This is a genomic window from Roseburia sp. AF02-12 (genome assembly GCF_003461765.1).
GTDB classification, from domain to species: Bacteria; Bacillota; Clostridia; order Lachnospirales; family Lachnospiraceae; genus Roseburia_C; species Roseburia_C amylophila.
Window position 1 is genome coordinate 539,283 of sequence record NZ_QTXS01000001.1, and the last position, 21,585, is coordinate 560,867.

23 protein-coding genes are annotated in these 21,585 nt (G+C 40.3%); 21 read left to right on the top strand and 2 right to left on the bottom strand.

Annotated features, from left to right (window positions below):
• From DV740_RS02535 to DV740_RS02580, 10 genes are all read left to right on the top strand, one after another.
• Entirely contained in the window at positions 1-366 is a 366-nt protein-coding gene (locus DV740_RS02535) for a biotin/lipoyl-containing protein (protein WP_022243728.1), read from the top strand.
• 10 nt (positions 367-376) lie between these two features.
• Positions 377-1,528 carry a sodium ion-translocating decarboxylase subunit beta gene (locus tag DV740_RS02540; RefSeq protein WP_117697187.1) on the top strand — a complete coding sequence of 384 codons (1,152 nt, stop codon included), beginning with the start codon at positions 377-379 and terminating at the stop codon, positions 1,526-1,528.
• A 10-nt stretch (positions 1,529-1,538) separates the two neighbouring features.
• Complete coding sequence (locus DV740_RS02545; RefSeq protein ID WP_022243730.1) at positions 1,539-2,957, top strand: oxaloacetate decarboxylase subunit alpha; 1,419 nt, start codon at positions 1,539-1,541, stop codon at positions 2,955-2,957.
• A gap of 240 nt (positions 2,958-3,197) precedes the next feature.
• Entirely contained in the window at positions 3,198-3,839 is a 642-nt protein-coding gene (locus DV740_RS02550) for a hypothetical protein (protein WP_117841009.1), read from the top strand.
• Positions 3,840-3,912: 73 nt separating this feature from the next.
• Positions 3,913-4,842 carry a MurR/RpiR family transcriptional regulator gene (locus tag DV740_RS02555; RefSeq protein ID WP_022243732.1) on the top strand — a complete coding sequence of 310 codons (930 nt, stop codon included), beginning with the start codon at positions 3,913-3,915 and terminating at the stop codon, positions 4,840-4,842.
• Positions 4,835-6,070, top strand: a complete 1,236-nt coding sequence (locus tag DV740_RS02560; protein WP_117841010.1) for an NAD(P)/FAD-dependent oxidoreductase — start codon at positions 4,835-4,837, stop codon at positions 6,068-6,070. The genes DV740_RS02555 and DV740_RS02560 overlap by 8 nt, the downstream gene beginning before the upstream one ends.
• A 36-nt stretch (positions 6,071-6,106) precedes the next feature.
• Positions 6,107-6,772 carry a (d)CMP kinase gene (cmk, locus tag DV740_RS02565; protein WP_118056733.1) on the top strand — a complete coding sequence of 222 codons (666 nt, stop codon included), beginning with the start codon at positions 6,107-6,109 and terminating at the stop codon, positions 6,770-6,772.
• Between the two features lies 1 nt (position 6,773).
• A complete protein-coding gene (gene ispH, locus DV740_RS02570) occupies positions 6,774-7,652 on the top strand; it encodes a 4-hydroxy-3-methylbut-2-enyl diphosphate reductase (RefSeq protein ID WP_118087421.1) in 879 nt (292 codons plus the stop codon).
• Complete coding sequence (rpsA, locus tag DV740_RS02575; RefSeq protein ID WP_118087422.1) at positions 7,633-8,724, top strand: 30S ribosomal protein S1; 1,092 nt, start codon at positions 7,633-7,635, stop codon at positions 8,722-8,724. The genes ispH and rpsA overlap by 20 nt, the downstream gene beginning before the upstream one ends.
• A 20-nt stretch (positions 8,725-8,744) precedes the next feature.
• On the top strand, positions 8,745-9,518 hold the full coding sequence (locus DV740_RS02580) for a CheR family methyltransferase (protein WP_022243737.1): 774 nt from the start codon (positions 8,745-8,747) through the stop codon (positions 9,516-9,518).
• Positions 9,519-9,641: 123 nt separating this feature from the next.
• Here the strand turns inward: DV740_RS02580 and DV740_RS02585 are convergent, their stop codons facing one another.
• Positions 9,642-10,748, bottom strand: coding sequence for a ribonuclease H-like domain-containing protein (locus tag DV740_RS02585; protein WP_118087423.1), 1,107 nt, complete (start codon positions 10,746-10,748; stop codon positions 9,642-9,644).
• 196 nt (positions 10,749-10,944) lie between these two features.
• On the opposite strand from DV740_RS02585, the gene rsxC reads away from it, so the two are divergent.
• From rsxC to DV740_RS02620, 7 genes are all read left to right on the top strand, one after another.
• A complete protein-coding gene (gene rsxC, locus DV740_RS02590; protein ID WP_118087424.1) occupies positions 10,945-12,273 on the top strand; it encodes an electron transport complex subunit RsxC in 1,329 nt (442 codons plus the stop codon).
• Positions 12,274-12,294: 21 nt separating this feature from the next.
• The gene (locus tag DV740_RS02595; protein ID WP_118087425.1) at positions 12,295-13,242 is read left to right on the top strand and encodes an RnfABCDGE type electron transport complex subunit D; all 948 of its coding nucleotides are present in this window, start codon (positions 12,295-12,297) and stop codon (positions 13,240-13,242) included.
• Complete coding sequence (locus tag DV740_RS02600) at positions 13,235-13,843, top strand: RnfABCDGE type electron transport complex subunit G (protein WP_117841015.1); 609 nt, start codon at positions 13,235-13,237, stop codon at positions 13,841-13,843. Before DV740_RS02595 ends, DV740_RS02600 begins: the two co-directional genes overlap by 8 nt.
• Positions 13,843-14,565: an electron transport complex subunit RsxE gene (gene rsxE / locus DV740_RS02605; protein WP_022243742.1), complete on the top strand. Its 723-nt coding sequence runs from the start codon at positions 13,843-13,845 to the stop codon at positions 14,563-14,565. Before DV740_RS02600 ends, rsxE begins: the two co-directional genes overlap by 1 nt.
• Before the next feature lie 14 nt (positions 14,566-14,579).
• On the top strand, positions 14,580-15,155 hold the full coding sequence (rsxA, locus tag DV740_RS02610; protein WP_022243743.1) for an electron transport complex subunit RsxA: 576 nt from the start codon (positions 14,580-14,582) through the stop codon (positions 15,153-15,155).
• 13 nt (positions 15,156-15,168) lie between these two features.
• Positions 15,169-15,960 carry an RnfABCDGE type electron transport complex subunit B gene (locus tag DV740_RS02615; RefSeq protein WP_118087426.1) on the top strand — a complete coding sequence of 264 codons (792 nt, stop codon included), beginning with the start codon at positions 15,169-15,171 and terminating at the stop codon, positions 15,958-15,960.
• Positions 15,961-16,042: 82 nt separating this feature from the next.
• Positions 16,043-17,437: an MATE family efflux transporter gene (locus DV740_RS02620; RefSeq protein WP_118087427.1), complete on the top strand. Its 1,395-nt coding sequence runs from the start codon at positions 16,043-16,045 to the stop codon at positions 17,435-17,437.
• Positions 17,438-17,449: 12 nt separating this feature from the next.
• Here DV740_RS02620 and DV740_RS02625 read toward each other — a convergent pair whose 3' ends face one another.
• On the bottom strand, positions 17,450-18,481 hold the full coding sequence (locus tag DV740_RS02625) for an FAD:protein FMN transferase (RefSeq protein ID WP_330415574.1): 1,032 nt from the start codon (positions 18,479-18,481) through the stop codon (positions 17,450-17,452).
• 174 nt (positions 18,482-18,655) lie between these two features.
• Here DV740_RS02625 and proB point away from each other — a divergent pair, with 174 nt between their 5' ends.
• From proB to DV740_RS02645, 4 genes are read left to right on the top strand one after another with little or no spacing between them, the layout of a single operon-like run.
• Positions 18,656-19,510 carry a glutamate 5-kinase gene (gene proB, locus DV740_RS02630; RefSeq protein WP_118087429.1) on the top strand — a complete coding sequence of 285 codons (855 nt, stop codon included), beginning with the start codon at positions 18,656-18,658 and terminating at the stop codon, positions 19,508-19,510.
• 4 nt (positions 19,511-19,514) lie between these two features.
• Positions 19,515-19,742: a DUF896 domain-containing protein gene (locus DV740_RS02635; protein WP_117946917.1), complete on the top strand. Its 228-nt coding sequence runs from the start codon at positions 19,515-19,517 to the stop codon at positions 19,740-19,742.
• On the top strand, positions 19,714-20,301 hold the full coding sequence (locus DV740_RS02640) for a 5-formyltetrahydrofolate cyclo-ligase (RefSeq protein WP_118087430.1): 588 nt from the start codon (positions 19,714-19,716) through the stop codon (positions 20,299-20,301). Before DV740_RS02635 ends, DV740_RS02640 begins: the two co-directional genes overlap by 29 nt.
• A 12-nt stretch (positions 20,302-20,313) precedes the next feature.
• A complete protein-coding gene (locus tag DV740_RS02645; protein ID WP_118057425.1) occupies positions 20,314-21,558 on the top strand; it encodes a glutamate-5-semialdehyde dehydrogenase in 1,245 nt (414 codons plus the stop codon).
• Positions 21,559-21,585: the final 27 nt, after the last annotated feature.

Genomic DNA, 21,585 nt, shown 5'->3' on the forward strand with positions numbered 1-21,585 from the left:
ATGAAAAACTATACAATTACAGTAAATGGAAATGTTTATGATGTTACCGTAGAAGAGAACGGAGCATCTGCACCTGTAGCTGCACCAAGAAAAGCAGCAGCAGCTCCTGCAGCAAAAGCAGCAGCACCTAAGGCAGCAGCCGGAGCAGGAAGCATTAAGATTGAAGCCGGAGCAGCCGGAAAAGTATTCAAGATTGAGGCTCAGCCTGGAACAGCAGTAAAGAAAGGTGATGCAGTTCTGATTCTTGAAATTATGAAAATGGAGACTCCTGTTGTTGCACCGGAAGACGGAACAGTTGCAAGCATCGAAGTTGCAGTTGGTGACAGCGTAGAAGCAGGAGCATTACTTGCTACAATGAACAACTAGGAGGAAAATTATGTTAAGTTATGTTGGAGACACAATGAGTAACCTCCTGCATCAGACTGCATTCTTTAACCTGACCTGGGGTAACTACCTTATGATTGTAATTGCCTGCGTATTCTTATATCTGGCAATCAAGAAAGGTTATGAACCTCTTCTTCTGGTTCCGATTGCATTTGGTATGCTTCTGGTTAATATTTATCCGGACATTATTGCAAGTCCGGAAGAGACCAGCAATGGTGTCGGTGGTTTACTTTATTATTTCTATACTCTGGATGAGTGGTCAATCTTACCTTCTCTGATTTTCCTTGGAGTTGGTGCGATGACAGACTTTGGCCCTTTGATTGCAAACCCAATCAGCTTCCTTTTAGGAGCAGCAGCACAGTTCGGTATTTTCGGAGCTTACCTGCTTGCAATTCTGATGGGATTCAATGACAAGGGAGCAGCAGCCGTATCTATTATCGGTGGAGCAGATGGTCCGACCTCTATCTTCCTTGCCGGTAAATTAGGACAGGCTGCATTGATGGGACCGATTGCGGTGGCAGCATATTCTTATATGTCTCTGGTTCCGATTATTCAGCCGCCAATTATGAAACTGTTTACAACAAAGAAAGAACGTGCAATCAAGATGGAGAACCTTCGTCCGGTATCCAAACTGGAGAAGATTTTGTTCCCAATCGTAGTTACTACAATTGTATGTCTGATTCTTCCGACAACTGCTCCGTTGGTTGGTATGCTTATGCTTGGTAACCTCTTCCGTGAGTCTGGTGTAGTCAGACAGCTTACAGATACAGCATCCAATGCTTTGATGTATATCGTAGTTATTCTTCTGGGTACTTCCGTTGGTGCATCTACCAGTGCAGAAGCATTCTTAAATTTCAGCACACTTAAGATTGTTGCTCTTGGACTGATTGCATTTATGTTTGGTACTGCAGCCGGAGTCCTCTTTGGAAAACTGCTTTGCTGGATTACCAAAGGAAAAATTAATCCGTTGATTGGTTCTGCCGGAGTTTCCGCCGTGCCTATGGCTGCGCGTGTATCGCAGAAGGTCGGTGCAGAAGAAGACCCGACAAACTTTTTACTTATGCATGCAATGGGACCAAACGTTGCCGGTGTTATCGGTACAGCAGTAGCTGCCGGTGTATTTATGGCAATCTTTGGTATATAGGAGGATAGAAATGTCAGAAGAAATGAAAAAACCTTTAAAAATTACAGAAACTGTTCTTCGTGATGCACATCAGTCTCTGATTGCAACTAGAATGACAACAGAACAGATGCTTCCAATTATCCCGAAAATGGATGAAGTTGGATATTATGCAGTAGAGTGCTGGGGTGGAGCAACATTTGATGCCTGCCTTCGTTTCTTAAAGGAAGATCCATGGGAGAGACTTCGTAAATTAAGAGATGGATTTAAGAAAACTAAACTTCAGATGCTGTTCCGTGGACAGAATATCTTAGGATATCGTCCATATGCAGATGATGTGGTTGAGTATTTCGTACAGAAATCTATTGCAAACGGAATTGATATTATCCGTATTTTTGACTGCTTAAATGATGTTCGTAACCTTCAGACAGCAGTAACAGCATGTAACAAAGAAAAAGGACATGCTCAGGTTGCATTATCCTATACATTAGGAGATGCTTACACCTTGGATTACTGGATGGAAATGGCAAAGAGAGTAGAAGACATGGGTGCTGATTCCTTATGTATTAAGGATATGGCAGGACTTTTAGTTCCTCAGAAAGCAACCGAACTGATTCAGGCTCTGAAATCTTCAACCAGCCTTCCAATCGAACTGCATACACATTATACTTCCGGTGTTGCTTCCATGACATACATGAAAGCAGTAGAAGCTGGATGTGACATTATCGATACCGCAATGTCACCATTTGCACTTGGAACCAGCCAGCCTGCAACCGAAGTTATGGTAGAAGCATTCAAGGGAACACAGTATGATACCGGTCTTGACCAGAACAAACTGGCTGAAATCGCTGATTACTTCCGCCCAATGCGTGAGGAAGCATTAGACAGCGGTCTGATGAATCCAAAGGTACTTGGTGTTAATATCAAGACTTTATTATATCAGGTACCGGGTGGAATGTTATCCAACCTGATTTCCCAGTTAAAAGAGCAGGGACAGGAAGATAAATACGAAGAAGTACTGGCTGAAGTACCTCGTGTTCGTAAAGACCTTGGTGAGCCACCACTTGTTACACCTTCTTCCCAGATTGTTGGTACACAGGCTGTATTTAACGTATTAATGGGAGAACGTTACAAAGTTGCTACCAAAGAGACCAAGGATATTCTTCTTGGAAAATATGGTCAGACTGTTAAACCTTTCAATCCGGAAGTTGTGGATAAGGTTCTCGGTGCTGATAAAGATAAGGCAATTACCTGCCGTCCGGCAGACTTACTTGAGCCTGAACTAGATAAGATTGAAGCTGAAATGAAACAGTACAAACAGCAGGATGAAGATGTATTATCTTATGCATTATTCCCACAGGTTGCTACTGAGTTCTTCAAATATCGTCAGGCACAGCAGACGAAAGTTGATACAACAATTGCAGATACAAAGAACGGAGCATATCCGGTATAGGGTACCTTGCTATCTATAGCAGTAAAGAAGCGGCTACAGACAAATATGTCTGTAGCTGTTTTCCTTTTGATTGGTATAATGGAATATCAGAATTACATAAAAATTCTATGGACAAGAGGACAAAAGATTGCTATGATGAAGTCATGATTTGTCATGGGGTAGACAATTTTAATTGCAAAGCATTTGAAAATATTGTGGCAGTTCTTTCACGGTATTTGGAGAGGAAAAAGGTGAAGGACAATGAAACTGTATGAATTGGGGACAGGGGAGCCGGTGCAGGTGCTGGTGAAAGTGGAGAATGCTTCAGCAGAATATGATAGTACAGTTGCTTTTGGAAAAGAAGGCATTTTATTAATTGAGCCAATACGTTATGATGGAAAAATTATTAATTTTTCCGGAGATAAGGTGCATATCAGTGTAATTTATATGGAAGATGGAATCAAACCGCTGATATGGGAGGGGTGCAGAATGCAGACCGTCCAGGCAGGAAAAGAAAAATATCATGCAATTGTATGCAAGCGTGAAGGAATAAAATGGAACCGCAGACAGGCGTATCGCCAGTATCTGGGACTGGATGGAATGTTGTCCATTGACAGTACAAGAGCAAATCGTTCTGTGGTTGTGAAGGATATCAGTGCTACCGGAGTGTCATTTGTGGGGATGCCGGATATGAATTATCTTTCCATGGGACCGTTTCATTTGACGTTTGAAGATAAAGCAAGCAGGCTTAAAGTGCAGTTATCCGGTATGGCTGTTCGTCAGGAGCCGGTAGATGAAACGAAAGTGATTGTAGGATGTACGGTAAAGCAGGCAAATCTCGACTTGGGGACTTATGTCGCCTCCAAGCAGAAGCAGGAAATTGCCAGACGACATGGAAACTGACGAAAATCCTGCAAAAAGATGTTAAAACGACATAAAAAATGCAAAATATTTGTAGAATCGAGAAGAAGGAACTATGAATGGGAATACCAATGATTTGACCAGTCGAATCAACGAATGTTATGGAAGTTTAAGCAAAGGACAGAAAATATTAGCAACCTATATTACGGATAATTATGATAAGGCGGTATTTCTTACGGCAGCAAAAATGGGACAGGTAGTAGGTGTGAGCGAATCGACTGTAGTACGATTTGCTACACATTTAGGCTATAAGGGTTATCCGGAATTTCAGAAGGCTTTAGAGGAGATGGTTCGGAATAAGCTCAACTCCATTCAGCGTATGGAAGTGACTTATGGAAGAATCAGCCAGTCGCATATATTAGAAACGGTATTGCAGTCGGATCAGGAGAAAATTAAGGATACCTTGGAACATATTGATGAGCATGCTTTTGAACTGGCAGTAGATACCATTATCAAAGCAAAACATATTTATATTGTTGGAATACGAAGCTGCGCTCCACTGGCAGCTTTTATGGCGTTTTACTTTAATCTGATGTTTGAAAATGTAACATTGCTTCAGACCAATAATTCCAGTGAATTATTTGAACAGATGGTGCGAATCAGTAAGGATGATGTCATTATCGGAATCAGTTTTCCAAGATATTCCATGCGTACCTTAAAGGCAATGGAATTTGCCAATAACCGGAATGCAAAAGTAATTACATTAACAGATAGTGTGCATTCCCCAATGAATTTATATTCTTCCTGTAATCTGATTGCAAGAAGTGATATGGCATCTATTGTGGATTCTCTGGTGGCACCGCTTAGTGTTATCAACGCACTGATTGTTGCTCTGTGTATGAAGAAGCAGGGTGAGGTTGCCAAGACATTGGAGACCCTGGAGGATATCTGGAATGAATACCAGGTATATGAAAATGATGAAATTAATTATATTGATGATAAAATCAAAATGAGATATGCCAAATTAGGAGATGCAGATGAGTAAGGTACTTGTAATCGGCGGTGGACCGGCGGGCTGCTTTGCGGCAATTGCTGCAGCAGAACAGGGACATCAGGTCGTATTGTTAGAACGCAATGAGAAAATCGGGAAAAAATTATTCATTACCGGAAAAGGAAGATGCAACCTTACCAATGCATGTGATACGGAAGAACTATTTTCAAACATTCCAAGGAATTCCAAGTTCTTATACAGCGCAATCTATTCTTATGACAATTTCCGGGTCATGGATTTCTTTGAACAGAATGGAACACCGGTAAAGGTGGAACGGGGAAACCGTGTATTTCCGGTATCAGACCATTCATCGGATGTCATTGCAGCCTTAAAACGCTCCCTGGATGCACATAAAGTAAAGATTATGTATCATACAGCGGTAGAAAAGCTTATGGTATCGGAGAATTGTGTACATGGAGTAATTACTGCAGAGGGAAAGAAAATGCCGGCAGATGCAGTAGTTATTGCAACAGGCGGCTGTTCTTATGCATCTACCGGTTCTACCGGGGATGGTTATCGTTTTGCAGAAGCCTGCGGACATACCATAAAAACCTGCAGTCCATCCCTTGTGCCTTTTAACGCAGAAGAGGAATATGTCAAAGAATTGCAGGGGCTATCGTTGAAAAATGTAAAGGCGAGCATTTATCAGGGCAAAAAGCTTTTGTATGAAGCTTTTGGAGAAATGTTATTTACCCATTTTGGCGTAAGTGGACCTCTGATGTTAAGCGCCAGCAGTGTGGTAAATGATGCAGTAAGAAAACAGCCGTTGCAATTATACATTGACTGGAAACCGGCACTCTCGGAAGAACAGTTAGATCACAGAATTTTAAGGGACTTTGAAGAGGCAAAGAACCGGCAGGTGATTCATGGAATTGAAAAATTATATCCGTCCAAATTCCTGCCGATTATTTTAAGACTTGCTAAGATTCCAGCAGAAAAGCGTGTCAATGAAGTAACCAAAGAGGAACGGCAGCGACTGGTGGACTTGACAAAGAAGTTCCCGGTTACACTGACTGGTTTACGGGGCTTTTCGGAAGCCATTATTACAAAGGGCGGTGTTTCTGTAAAAGAAGTAAATCCATCGACCATGGAATCAAAATTAACAAAGCATCTTTATTTTGCCGGAGAGGTATTGGATTTGGATGCATTTACCGGCGGCTTTAATCTGCAGATTGCCTGGTCTACCGGATATCTGGCAGGAAGCAGCATTGGAAATGAATAAAGAGAATAAAAAAGCAGAAAAATCGGAGGATGAGAAATGAGCTTTAATATAGCAATCGACGGACCGGCAGGAGCCGGAAAAAGCACTATAGCAAAACAGCTTGCAAAGGAACTTTCTTTTATATATGTAGATACAGGAGCCATGTATCGGAGTATGGCATTGTATTTTATGAGAAATGGCATTGCAAAGGAAGATGAGGCAGCAATTTCAGATGCCTGTAAAACCGTGGAAGTATCTATTGCCTATGAGAACGGAGAACAGCAGGTGCTTTTAAACGGTGAGAATGTCAGCAAAGAAATCCGGAAAGAAGAAGTTGGAAAAATGGCATCTGCCACCAGTGTTTATAAGGAAGTCCGCACAAAACTGGTTGAATTACAGCAGAAGCTTGCAGCAGATAAAGATGTTATCATGGATGGAAGAGATATCGGAACCTGTGTGCTGCCGAATGCCCAGGTAAAGATTTATCTTACTGCAAGTGTTGAAACAAGAGCCGAGAGAAGATATCAGGAATTGCAGGAAAAAGGTGCTGCCTGTGACTTGGAAGTGATTAAAAAAGATATTGCGGACCGTGATTATCAGGATATGCATCGGGAAATTTCACCATTAAAGCAGGCAGAAGATGCCATTCTTGTAGATTCTTCGGATATGGGAATTGAAGAAGTGGTAGAAACCATCAAAAATATTTATAGGGAAAAATGTTAATATGAAAAATGTCAGAGTTGCAAAAAGTGCAGGTTTCTGCTTTGGCGTAAAGCGTGCAGTAGATATGGTTTATGCACAGCTTGAAACAAACGATGAAACAAAGGATGGAATAAAAGACCCGATTTATACTTACGGACCGATTATTCATAATGAAGAAGTGGTAAAGGATTTAGAGGCAAAGGGCGTAACCGTAATCCATGATATTTCAGAAATAGAAGAATCAGAAAAAGGAACCATCGTCATCCGTTCCCATGGTGTAGGCGAAAAAATATATCAGACATTAGAAAATGCCGGTTACCATATCGTGGATGCCACCTGTCCTTTTGTAAAGAAGATACATCGTCATGTACGGGAATATGGAGATGCCGGTTATCATGTTGTAATTATCGGAAATGCCAGCCATCCGGAGGTAGAAGGAATCCGTGGATGGGGAAATGAAGAGGAAATTACGGTAATTGGAACGAGGGAAGCAGCAGAAAATTTCCGGGTTTCAGCAGGAAAAAAGGTTTGTATCGTATCACAAACGACATTTAACTACAATAAATTTCAAGAATTAGTTGAAATTATAAATAAAAAAGGTTATGATATAATTGTTTTAAATACAATCTGTAATGCAACGGAAGAGCGGCAGACCCAGTCGAGGGCTTTGGCAAAAGAAGTTGAAGCGATGATTGTGGTTGGTGGGAGGAGCAGTTCCAACACACAGAAGTTATTTGAAATATGTAAAAACGAATGTGCAAATACTTACTATATACAAACCATAGATGATTTGGATCCGGCAGTACTTCGGACCATTGATAACGTAGGTATTACCGCAGGGGCATCTACCCCAAATAAAATTATTGAGGAGGTTCAAAATAATGTCAGAAATGAGTTTTGAACAAATGTTGGAAGAATCTTTTAAAACAATAAGAAATGGAGAGGTAGTCGAAGGCGTCGTTATCGGTGTTAAGCCAGATGAGATCATCCTTAATATTGGATATAAGTCAGACGGAATTATTACACGTAATGAATATACGAACGAAGCAAATGTAGACCTGACCACCGTTGTATCCGTAGGTGACACTATGGAAGCCAAAGTTTTAAAGGTGAATGATGGAGAAGGACAGGTACTTCTTACTTACAAACGTCTTGCTGCTGAAAAAGGAAGCAAGCGTTTAGAGGAAGCATTCAACAATCAGGAAGTGCTTACCGCAAAGGTTACACAGGTATTATCCGGTGGATTAAGTGTTGTAGTTGACGAAGCAAGAGTATTTATTCCTGCAAGCCTTGTATCAGATACTTACGAGAAAGATTTATCTAAGTATGAAGGACAGGAAATTTCATTTGTAATCACTGAGTTCAACCCAAGAAAGAGAAGAATTATTGGTGACAGAAAACAGCTTTTAGTAGCAGAGAAAGCTGAAAAACAGAAAGAACTCATGGAGAGAATCCATGTTGGTGATGTTGTAGAAGGTACAGTAAAGAACGTAACAGACTTTGGTGCATTCATCGACCTTGGTGGAGCAGACGGACTGTTACATATTTCTGAAATGTCCTGGGGACGTGTTGAAAGTCCTAAGAAAGTATTCAAAGTTGGCGATACTGTAAAAGTATTCATCAAAGATATCAATGAGAGTAAGATTGCACTGAGCATGAAATTTGAGGATGAGAATCCTTGGAATAATGCTGCAGAGAAATATGCAGTAGGTAATGTGGTAACAGGTGTTGTTGCAAGAATGACAGACTTTGGTGCATTCGTAGAATTAGCTCCTGGAGTAGATGCATTACTTCATGTATCCCAGATTTCTAAAGAGCATGTTGAGAAACCTTCTGATGTATTAAAAGTAGGTCAGGAAGTAGAAGCTAAAGTAGTTGACTTTAATGAAGAAGACAAGAAAATCAGCTTAAGCATGAAAGCGCTTCTGCCAGAAGAGGAAGCTAATACAGAAGAAGTTCCTACAGAAGAATAATAAGGTAGGAGGTAGCATATATGTTTGAAGGCTATGAAAAGTTTAAAAAAGATATATATGCAATGACCACGATTGACTTAAATGCTTACAAAGAGAAACAGATGCGTCGTAGGATTGACAGCCTTTTGGTAAAGAATAAGGCTCAGTCCTATGATGAGTATGTACATCTGCTTCATACAGATAAAGAGAAGTTTGACCAGTTTATTAATTTCCTGACTATTAATGTTTCAGAATTTTACCGGAACCCGGAACAGTGGAAGTTTTTGGACGAAGAGGTTTTCCCGGCACTTATAAAACAGTTTGGCAGCAATTTGAAAATCTGGAGTGCAGCGTGTTCTACCGGAGATGAGCCATACTCTCTTGTAATGGCTTTATCAAAGCATGTTCCGCTGAACCAGATACATATAATTGCTACTGATATTGATAAACAGGTACTTGAGAAAGCAAGAGTTGGACTTTATAACGAAAAGAGCATTGAATCTGTACCGGATGATTTGAAGCGTAAGTATTTTACACAGGTAGGAAAATCCTATAAGATTTCCGATGAAATCAAAAAGCATGTAGAATTTCGGGAACATAATCTTTTGCGGGATCCATATCCATCAGGTTGTCATTTGATTGTCTGCAGAAATGTAGTAATTTATTTTACAGAAGAAGCAAAAGACGAGATTTATCGCAAGTTCTATGATTCTTTGGCAAAAGATGGAATGTTATTTATCGGAAGTACAGAGCAGATTATGAATTATCGTGAGTTGAATTTAAAAAGGCATCAGTCATTTTTCTTTCAGAAATAATAATGACATAGTAAAGACCTCGTTCTCAAAATTGGGAAAGAGGTCTTTTTTTACAGGAAATTGCTTTCCTGTAAAGTAAAAAACGCTCCGCGAGGATGCACACTGCGGCGTATAATGTAGGTATCACTTAATTTTCTTGTTTTTTATAGCGTCTAACAAGTGATTTACATAACTTTTGATAAGCTCCGGCGATGAAAGAAATTTTTCCGTAAGTTCAAAGTAAGAAATTTTTTCCTTATAGTCGTGTTTAAAAGAAGGAGAAATAAGCTCTTCGTACTGTGGAAGAAAGCTTCCTTCATGCCGGGTATAGCAGGTGGCAGCGGTAGCCTGTCTGCGGTGTTCTTTATCGACATATGATGCTACACTTTTGTGCATTGCAGTATCTTCAGCCGGAAGATAATAATAATCCTTATAATTTGGAAAGAAATATTTCAGGGCATCCTCTTCTAAATGGACGGAGAGGGTGCATTTTTTGCCCTTTGCATAGAAATAAACAGAACCTATGCGGCAGGAAATATGCTTTGGAAATGGAAATTCCGGCTCAATAGAAAGAATCAGTTCTTTCTTTTCCTGCTGCTTATAATCTGTATATTCGGAAACAGAAGCACTGCAGGATAAATACTGTCCGTAAAACAGATGGACATAGGATAAGACGGGAAGTAATGCAGGCATATCCAGAACATCTTCGTAGTTGTGGAGCAGAAGAATTTCCAATTTATCCGGACGTGGTTCCTTGGTATACGAATGATAGATCTCAATCAATTCACCGCCGGAATATAAGTCATCCCTGCCAATACCAAGAAAAGCTTCGATGGTCTTCTGCTTGTAATTTGGCAGCTGGAGAATATGCTTTATCTGGGAAATGGATTTGAAAATATCCACATAAGTAAAATCAGCAAAGTGCTCGTTACATTCATAAGTATTGCATTTTGCTTTCAGATAAGGAATATCAAAGCCGATTCCATTGAAAGTGATAATTGTATCAAAACCGTCTAATAGCAAAAGAAACTGCTCAAGTACTTCTTTTTCTTCTTCCGGTGTTTCGGCAAAAAACTGTTTGATATAAAGCATCTGTTCTATGTGATAGGCACATCCAATCAGATAAAGACTGGTATGAGCCGGGGAAAATCCGGTAGTTTCGATATCGAAAAAGACAGAGGAAGCAGTGAATATTTCCTCATCTAAATTCGAAGCCGGACTATATGGAATTTCATGTACAATTGTTTTCATATCTGTCCTCCTGTTATTTTTTTATTATACACGATGTATGGGAAAAAAGTAATCATTCCTTGTTTAAAATCGACAAAAATATTGAGAAAAAATCTTTTTAGTGTGTCAAAAAAAACTAATTTGTGTTATAATACATTTTATGTTAAATGCATTGCATATGCAGTACAATACTATCATAGAAAGAGGGGCACATAAGATGGGTTTAATGACATTTAAAGGTGGCGTCCATCCTTTCGAAGGAAAGGATTTATCAAAAGATAAGCCAATACGTGAATTATTACCCAAAGGTGAACTGGTATATCCATTATCGCAGCATATTGGAGCACCGGCAACACCAATCGTAGCGGTAGGAGATACCGTTTTGAAGGGGCAGAAGATAGCAGAAGCAGGCGGCTTTGTATCTGCACCAATCCATGCGTCCGTATCCGGAACTGTTAAGAAAATTGAGCCAAGAAGAGTTCCAACAGGTGATATGGTGAACTCCATTGTAATTGAAAGCGATGGTGAATTTAATGAGGTAGAGTATCAGGCAGTAGAAGACGTCAGTGCTCTTTCCAAAGAAGAAATTATTAACCGTATAAAAGAAGCGGGAGTTGTTGGTATGGGTGGAGCAGGATTCCCAACCCACGTAAAATTATCTCCGAAGGAACCGGAAAAAATCGACTATATTATTGCCAACTGTGCAGAGTGTGAACCATATCTGACATCTGATTACCGCATCATGTTAGATCACACGGAAGAACTGGTAGAAGGCATGCGTATCATTCTCAGTATGTTTGAACATGCCAAGGGTGTATTTGCAGTCGAGAATAATAAACCGGATTGTATCGCAAAATTATTAGAATTAACGAAAGATGAGCCTCGTATGGAGGTCGCACCTCTTATGACAAAATATCCACAGGGTGGTGAACGTCAGCTTATTTATGCAGTAACCAAACGTGCAATTAATTCCAAGATGCTTCCGGCAGATGCAGGATGTATCGTAGATAATGTTGCAACCATGGTTGCCGTATACCATGCAGTAAAAGAAGGAAAACCTGTTACAAGCAGAATCTTTACAGTTACTGGTGATGCAGTAGAAGAGCCGGGTAACTTTGAGTTCTTAATCGGAACCAGTTTCCAGGAGCTTTTAGATGCTGCCGGTGGATTTAAAGAGCAGCCGGAGAAAATTATTTCCGGTGGACCAATGATGGGCTTTTCCATGTTCGGATTAGATGTGCCGACAACCAAGACTACTTCAGCACTCCTTTGTATGACCAAAGATGAAGTGGCAGAAGCAGATGCAGATGCAACAGCATGCATCAATTGTGGTCGTTGCGTAGAAGCATGTCCGGAACAGATTGTTCCATCCAGATTATCTAAATTCTCAGAGCATGGAGATATGGCAGGATTTGAAAAATGGCATGGTCTTGAGTGCGTGGAATGTGGAAGCTGCAGTTTTATCTGCCCGGCAAAACGTCCGTTAGCACAGCTTATTAAGACAATGAAAAAACAGGTTCTTGCTGAAAAGAAAAAAAATAAATAACAAAGAAAGAGGTGGACTATTGTGAGTGAGTTATATCATGTATCATCATCACCACATGTACGAGCCAAAGATACAACAAGCAGAATCATGCTTTATGTAATTATAGCTCTGCTTCCAACAAGTATATTTGGTATTGTTAATTTTGGATATAAAGCAGCAGTATTGATTTTGGTATCTGTTGCAAGCTGTATTGCATCAGAGTGGATTTTCAATCTGATTGTACATAAGAAGAATACCGTCAGTGATTTAAGTGCGGTAGTTACCGGACTGTTACTTGCATTAAACCTGCCGGCATCCCTTCCATGGTGGGAAGCTGTAATCGGCAGTGTATTTGCAATCGTTATTGTTAAAATGATGTTTGGCGGACTGGGACAGAACTTTATGAACCCGGCACTGGGTGCAAGATGCTTTTTACTGATAGCATTTGCCGCAGACATGACAAACTTTACCGTAGATGGATATTCAGGAGCAACTCCACTGGCTCTGATCAGAGAACAGGGTGTTGGAGCTGTTAATACCATGAATATGTTAATTGGTAAGACCACCGGAACCATCGGAGAGACATCCGCTATTGCTATCTTAATTGGAGCAATGTTCTTAATCCTGATGGGTGTCATTACACTTCGGATTCCGGGAACCTATATCATTACATTTATAATATTTATCAGCTTGTTCGGCGGACATGGCTTTGACATCGACTATATCGTTGCTGAGCTTTGTGGTGGTGGATTAATGCTTGGTGCATTCTTTATGGCAACCGACTATGTAACATCACCAATCACACCGAAGGGACAGATTTTATATGGAATTCTTTTAGGTATTCTTACCGGATTATTCCGTATCTTTGGAGCAAACGCAGAAGGTGTATCCTTTGCAATTATTTTAAGCAACCTTCTGGTTCCTATGATTGAAAGGATTACAATTCCAAAGGCCTTTGGACAGGTAAAGGAGGCAAAGCAGCATGAATAAGAAGATTGTACATGACGCGTTGATTTTAACCGTATTTACCGTAGTAATCGGATTTATTCTTGGACTGGTATATGAGATTACCAAGGATCCGATTGCAAAGGCAGAAGAGGCAACTGCACAGGCTGCATACAAAGCAGTGTTTGAAGATGCAGATTCTTTTTCCACCTATGATTTTGATGCAGAAGCCGCAGCCAGCCTGTTAGAGCAGAATGGTTACAGTGATGAAATCAATGGTGTGCAGGAAGCATTAGATAAAGATGGCAATGTATTAGGCTATGTGATTACTGTAACAGCTAAAGACGGAAGCCAGGGTAATATCACATTTTCTGTTGGCATAAAGAATGATGGAACCGTAAACGGCTATTCCGTTACCAGTATGTCAGAGACACCTGGACTTGGAGACAAGGCAAAGACAGAAGACTTCTCCAAACAGTATAAGAATAAGAATGTAGACAGCTTTACCGTTGTGAAACAGGCACCATCTGCTGATAACGAGATTGAAGCAATTTCCGGTGCAACCATTACATCAAAAGCAATGACCAATGGTGTAAATGCCTGCATTACATACTTCCAGAATGAATTGGAAGGAGGCGCTGAATAATGAATAAGTATTTAGAACGCGTATATAACGGATTGATTAAAGAAAATCCTACCTTTGTACTGATGCTTGGTATGTGTCCGACACTGGCAGTAACAACATCAGCAATGAATGCACTGGGAATGGGATTATCTACAACAGTGGTATTGATTTTCTCTAACCTGTTGATTTCCTTATTCCGTAAAGCAATTCCAAATGGTGTCAGAATGCCGGCATACATTGTTATCGTAGCATCTTTGGTAACCATTGTAGAATTTATTATGAAGGCTTATACACCGGCACTGGCTAAACAGCTTGGTGTATATATCCCTCTTATTGTTGTTAACTGTATTATCCTTGGACGAGCAGAAAGCTATGCATCTAAAAATCCACCTGTATTGTCTATCTTAGACGGTGTTGGTATGGGACTTGGATTTACCTTCGGATTAACCTGTATCGGTATTGTCCGTGAGATTTTAGGTGCAGGACAGTTGTTTGGATTCCAGATTCTTTCACTGAAATGGTATACACCAATCAATATCTTTGTTATGGCACCGGGTGCATTCTTGGTACTGGCATTCTTAGTTGCTTTAATGAGTATTGTTCGTCAGAAGATGGAAGCAAAAGGCAAACCACTGGCAGAGCCTGCCGGCTGTATCAGTGGAGACTGTGCCGGATGCAGCATGTCTGCAACCTGCAGCGAAAAAGAGAAGAAAGCTGCAGATGCAGAGGAAAAAAGTGAATAGGAGGAATATGACAGATGCAGACATTATTATTGATTGCAATTGGTTCAGCCATTGTAAATAACGTAGTATTAAGCCAGTTCCTTGGTATCTGTCCTTTCTTGGGTGTATCAAAGAAAACAGAGACCGCTGCTGGAATGGGTGGAGCCGTTATCTTTGTCATAACGATATCCTCCTTTGTTACCTCATTGATTTATAAGTTTATACTGATTCCGACGGGAACACAGTATTTACAGACTATTGTATTTATTCTTGTAATCGCAGCGCTGGTACAGTTTGTAGAAATGTTCTTAAAGAAATCCATGCCTGCTCTTTATAAGAGCCTTGGAGTGTATCTTCCTTTGATTACAACCAACTGTGCAGTATTAGGTGTAGCACTTACCAACGTAACCAAAGAGTATGGTATCTTAGAGGGCGTTGTAAACGGTTTTGCAACCGCATTTGGATTCTTTATTGCTATTACAATTATGGCAGGAATTCGTGAAAAAATTGAATATAATGATATCCCTAAGCCATTTAAAGGAACAGCAATTGTATTAATTACAGCATGTCTGATGTCCATTGCATTTATGGGCTTCTCAGGAATGATTTAGGAGGAAAGAAAAGATGAGTGTACAGGCAATTATTATTGCAGCCGTTATTGTAGGCGGCGTAGGACTTTTTATTGGATTTTTCCTCGGCGTTTCCGGAGAAAAGTTCAAAGTAGAAGTAGATGAAAGGGAAGAAGCAATTGTTGGTGTTCTTCCTGGAAATAACTGTGGTGGTTGTGGTTATGCCGGATGTTCCGGTCTTGCAGCTGCTATTGTAAAAGGTGATGCCCCGGTCAATGGATGTCCTGTTGGTGGTGCGCCGGTTGCAGCAAAAGTCGGTGAAATCATGGGAGTTGCTGCAGAAGAAGGCGCAAAGCAGGTTGCCTTTGTAAAATGTGCAGGAACCTGTGAAAAAGCCGGTCATGATTATGAATATACCGGAGTAGAAGATTGTGCTGCTATGGCATTTATTCCGGGCGGCGGAGCAAAGAGCTGTAGCTATGGCTGCCTTGGCTTTGGAAACTGTGTAAAGGCATGTCCGTTTGATGCAATCTATGTTGTAGATGGTATTGCAAAGGTGGATAAGGAAGTATGTAAGGCATGTGGAAAATGTGTTGCAGCCTGTCCGAAGCACTTGATTGAGCTGGTACCATATGAAGCAAAGCATCTGGTACAGTGCAGTTCCAAGGATAAAGGCAAAGACGTTATGAAAGCCTGCTCCGTAGGTTGTATTGGCTGTCATCTCTGTGAGAAGAACTGTCCAAATGATGCAGTTCATGTCGTAGATAATGTGGCTTATATCGACCAGGAGAAATGTACCGGATGTGGCATTTGTGCCGAGAAATGTCCGAAGAAGATTATTTTATAATCGTTTCTGTGATAGAAAGAACGGGATTGTCATTGATTTGGCAGTCCCGTTTTGCGTAGTTGATGTTATATGAGGATTGGATATGAGAAAATTTAGAGAAAAGTATATTGGAAATAAAGATTTTTATAAAATGGTTCTGCTGGTAGCTATTCCAATTATGATACAGAATGCCATCACTAACTTTGTGAGTCTTTTGGACAATATCATGGTAGGACTGGTTGGAACGGAGCAGATGTCCGGTGTCGCAATCATCAATCAGTTGATGCTGGTTTACAATATCTGTATTTTTGGAGCAGTATCCGGTGCAGGCATTTTTGGGGCACAGTTTTATGGAAAAGGGGACCATAAAGGAGTGCGGGATGCCTTCCGTTTTAAAATTGTAGCCTGTGGTTTCTTGGCAGTCATATGGATGCTGATATTGGGCTTTGCAAATGAACCGTTAATTCGGCTGTTTTTGCATGAAGGAGGAAGCACGGGAGATATTGAAACTACATTATTGTATGCAAAACAGTATTTACAGACGGTAATGCCATCCATGGTTCCTTTTGCATTGATTCAGGCATATGCCCAGACATTACGTGAAACAGGAGAAACGGTTCTTCCGATGAAAGCCGGAATTGCTTCTGTAGCAGTAAATCTGATGTTTGACTATGTATTAATATTTGGTTCATTTGGACTGCCTGCATTAGGAGTAAGAGGTGCAGCGGCAGCAACCGTATTGGCAAGAGTTGTGGAATGCATTATTGTTGTCTTGTGGACCCATGCGAGAGCAGATAAGAATCATTTTATTGTAGGAGCTTACCGTGATTTTAAAATACCGGGAACACTGGTACGACAGATTATCATAAAAGGAACACCATTGCTTTTAAATGAGACTTTATGGGCTGGAGGAATGGCAGTCCTGATGCAGTGTTATTCCACAAGAGGTCTTGCTGTTGTAGCTGGATTTAATATATCAAATACAGTAGCCAATCTTTTTAATGTTGTATTTATTGCGTTGGGAAGTGCGATATCCATCATTGTAGGACAGCAGCTTGGTGCTGGTAAATTGGAAGAGGCGGTGGATACGGACCGCAAGATGATTGTATTTTCTGTATTTTGTTGTTTTGTTATAGGAGCCTGCATGTTTGCAATTGCTCCGTTCTTTCCAAGAATATACAATACGACAGAAGAAGTGCGTGGACTGGCAAAACAATTTATCCGGATTGCATCAGCCTGCATGCCGTTATATGGATTTATGCATGCAACCTATTTCACACTGCGTTCCGGTGGCAGGACAGTCATTACCTTCCTTTTTGACAGTGTCTATATCTGGGTGGTAGATATTCCACTGGCATTTGTGTTAACCAGATTTACAGGACTTCCGATTGTATCTATTTATTTATCCTGTCAGTTAATAGAGATTATAAAATGCATCATCGGATATGTTATGGTAAAGAAGAAAATCTGGGTCAACAATATGGTTATGGAGCATTGACAGGAAAAAGGCTTACATTTCATGAAATGGAATATTGCTGCCGATGCCGGAAGTGGTGTGAAGTTCGTAATCGTCGGTGATAAAAATGGCTTCCGTGTCATCCAAGGATTCTATCAGCTTCATGCCGTCCTCTAATCCTAAAGCAAAACAGGTGGTGGAAAGTCCGTCACCATCTACGGATTTCGGACAGATAATGGTGACACCCAGCAGGTTATTGTCATAAGGATAACCGGTTTTCGGATTTAAAATGTGGTGATAGAAGTTATCACCCACATAGAAATAACGTTCATAAACACCGGAACTTACTACCGTTTCATCAGAGACTTCAACACTGGCAATGGCAGTGCCGTCATCGGAAAATGGTTTCTGGATACCGATATTATAGTTGCTTCCATCTGGTTTATCACCCAGCGTAAGGACATTGCCTCCAAGGTTAATCATGCCGGAGGTAATGTCTTTTTCATTTAAATAATCTTTCATTTTATCAGCAATATAACCTTTGGCGATGCCTCCCAAGTCAATCATGGCATCCGGATTGGAAAGACTAACTTCGTTTCCATTAATAACAATCGCATGATAGTCGATGGTGGAAAGTGTGGCTTCAATATCAGATTCAGATGGAATCGTACCGCTGTTATTTGGAAAGTCCCAGAGGGAAGACAATTTACCAATGGTGATATCAAACTGTCCCAGGCTTAAATCACCATAATAAATACCTTTTTGTAATAATTCAATCGTATCATCATCCACAGTAACCGGTGTGCCACCAGCATTGTTTATTTTACTGATATCGCTGTCTGCGATGGTATTGCTGAAAAGGTTCTCATAATGGGAAGCAAGCTTGAAGCAGTCATCAATATAAGAAGCATTTTCTTCTCCATATAGTGTAATGGTAATGACTGTATTAAAATAAAAATCAGATTTGGAAACGGGTTCTTTGCTGCGTCCGCATCCCACGAAGGAGAAGGAGCAGAAGAAGAGAAAGAAAGCAAGTAAACTGCAGGTTAATTTATAAGAAAATATCGTCTTTTTTGTTTTCATCATGTATACTCCGGTTCTTTTAAAATCATATAGCACAAGCATAGCACAAGGAAGATAAAATTTACAGATGATTTTTTTCGAAAGGTATGATAAAGTATAAAATGTATGCATATTAATAAAAAATTATAACCGGCATTCAGATAGTGAATATGCCGTAGATGATTAAGAGGCGGAAAAATGGATACACAGTTGCGTGAAACATTAAAGAATAAGAAGCGTGTAATTGTAAAAATCGGTTCTTCATCTCTTTTACACGAAGAGACTGGAAAATTAAATCTTTTAAAACTGGAACGTTTGGTAAGAGAATTATGTGATATTAAGAATCAGGGCATGGATGTATGCCTGGTCAGCTCCGGGGCTATTGCAGTAGGAAGACAGTCCATGGGATTCAAAGAAAGACCGGAGAAAATAGCTGTAAAACAGGCATGTGCGGCAGTGGGACAGGCGAGACTTATGATGACTTATCAAAAGCTTTTTTCAGAGTACCACCAGAATGTGGGACAGGTTCTTATGACAAAAAAAACTATGGTTGATAACGTGTCGAGAAAAAATGCCCAGAATACTTTTGAAGAATTGTTTGAAATGGGAATTATACCAATTGTAAATGAAAATGATACCGTATCTACTTATGAGATGCAGTTTGGTGATAACGATTCCCTGTCGGCTATTGTAGCCTCATTGGTAGGAGCAGATTTGTTGATTCTTTTATCTGATATTGACGGGTTGTATACGGATGATCCGAGAAAGAATCCAAAAGCAGAATTGATACCGGTAGTAGAAAAAATTGATAACCGGATTGAAAACATGGCAGGAGATACAGTAGGTAGTGATGTTGGTACCGGTGGAATGACCACCAAATTAACGGCAGCAAGGATTGCAACCTTATCCGGAGCAGATATGATTATTGCCAATGCAAAGGATGTGGGAGTTCTGCATCAGATTTTCGAAGGAAAACAGGTGGGAACCTTTTTCAAAGCCAATAAAAATGATGATTTCTATATTGCAGATTATGTAGAAGAAAGCATGGGGTAAAAAGATGATTGAAAATACAATAGCAAGAATCAATGAATTATATCATAAATCCCAGAAAGAAGGACTGACACCGGAAGAAAAGGAAGAACAGGCAGCACTTCGCAAGGAATACATAGCAAGTGTAAAGCGGAATCTGAAGGGACAGTTAGATAATATTGATATGGTAAATGCAGATGGAACGGTAACCAATCTGGGAGAAAAATATGGAAACAAAGGCAAGCATCAGAACTAAGTATAAGACACTGCGAAATGCAATGCCGGAGAATATTGTAAGAGAAGAATCCCAAAGGATTTGTCAGAATATCAGTACCTGGGAAATCTTTCAGAAAGCACAAAATTGTTTCTTTTATTATCCCCTTGGGAAAGAAGCTTCTTTATTGCCTTTTTTTAAAGAAAGTATTCAAAAAAGAGCAGCTTTCCCCCGGGTGCGTGGAGAAGAAATGGACTTTTGTGAAGTCAATCGTACAGATGATTTTCAGGAAGGGTATTTTCATGTGATGGAGCCAAAGGATGAGATACCGGCGATGGATTTAGCAGAACTTGAGCAGGAGAAAACAATTGTATTCACACCGGGACTGGTCTTTGATATTAACGGTGGAAGAAGCGGATATGGTAAGGGCTTTTATGATCGTTTTTTTCAGAAATATAAGAAAGTAATCCGGGTTGGAATTGCATTATCCTGTCAGCTTGCAGAACAGGTACCTATGGAGGCTTATGATATTCCGATGGATTATCTTGTAACACCGGAGAAGATTTATAAAGTAACGGATAACAGAGACGAAAATAAGTAGCAGGAGGGAATTATGGAATTACAGGAATTAGGTAAGAGAGCAAAAGCAGCAGAAGTCATCATGCGGAATATGGGCATGAAAGAAAAAGAAAAGATTTTGCTTGAAGTTGCAGAACATTTAGTAGAAGATACCGATGCTATTTTAGCAGCAAACCAGAAGGATATGGATGCAGGAAGAGAAGCCGGAATGCATCAGGGACTTTTAGACCGTCTGATGTTAAATAAAGAGCGTATTGCACAGATGGCAGAAGGAATCCGCCAGGTAGCAGAATTAGAAGATCCGGTAGGAGAAGTCCTTTCCATGAAACAGCGCCCGAATGGACTTATGATTGGAAAGAAGCGTGTACCATTAGGTGTCATTGGAATTATTTATGAATCACGTCCAAATGTAACAGCAGATGCCTTTGCTTTGTGCTTTAAAACTGGAAATACCGTGATTTTAAAAGGTGGAAGTGATGCCATTCATTCCAATATGGCAATCGTAAAGAGCATCAATGAAACTTTAAGTAATAACCAGCTGCCGGAAGGAGTGCTTTCTTTAATCGAAGATACCAGCCGGGAAACTGCTACTGCATTTATGAAAATGAATGAGTATGTGGATGTACTGATTCCAAGAGGTGGCTCCGGACTGATTCGTGCTGTGGTAGCCAATGCTACAATTCCGGTGATTGAGACCGGTACCGGTAACTGCCACATTTATGTGGATGAAACCGCAGACCTTGATATGGCGGTGAATATCATTAATAATGCCAAAACACAGCGCATCGGTGTATGCAATGCCTGTGAATCTTTAGTGCTGCATGAGAGCATCGTAGATGAACTGATGCCACGCCTTTCTGCAAAATTATCCGAAAGCCATGTAGAAATCCGTGGGGATGAGCGAGTTCAGAAAGCTACAAAAGATGCAGTGGCTGCAACAGAAAAAGACTGGGGCACCGAATATTTGGATTATATTATTTCTGCAAAGACAGTTTCAGATATTGATGAAGCCATTACACATATCAATAAATATAATACCGGACATTCGGAAGCAATCATTACCAATAATTATGAGCATGCACAGAAGTTCTTAAATGAGATTGATGCTGCTGCTGTTTATGTAAATGCATCCACACGTTTTACTGACGGATTTGAGTTTGGCTTTGGGGCAGAAATCGGAATCAGTACCCAGAAGCTGCATGCCAGAGGACCGATGGGCTTAGAAGCACTGACGACCACCAAATATATCATTTATGGGGATGGCCAGATCAGAGAATAATAAGAAAAATATTAAGAAAACAGGAAA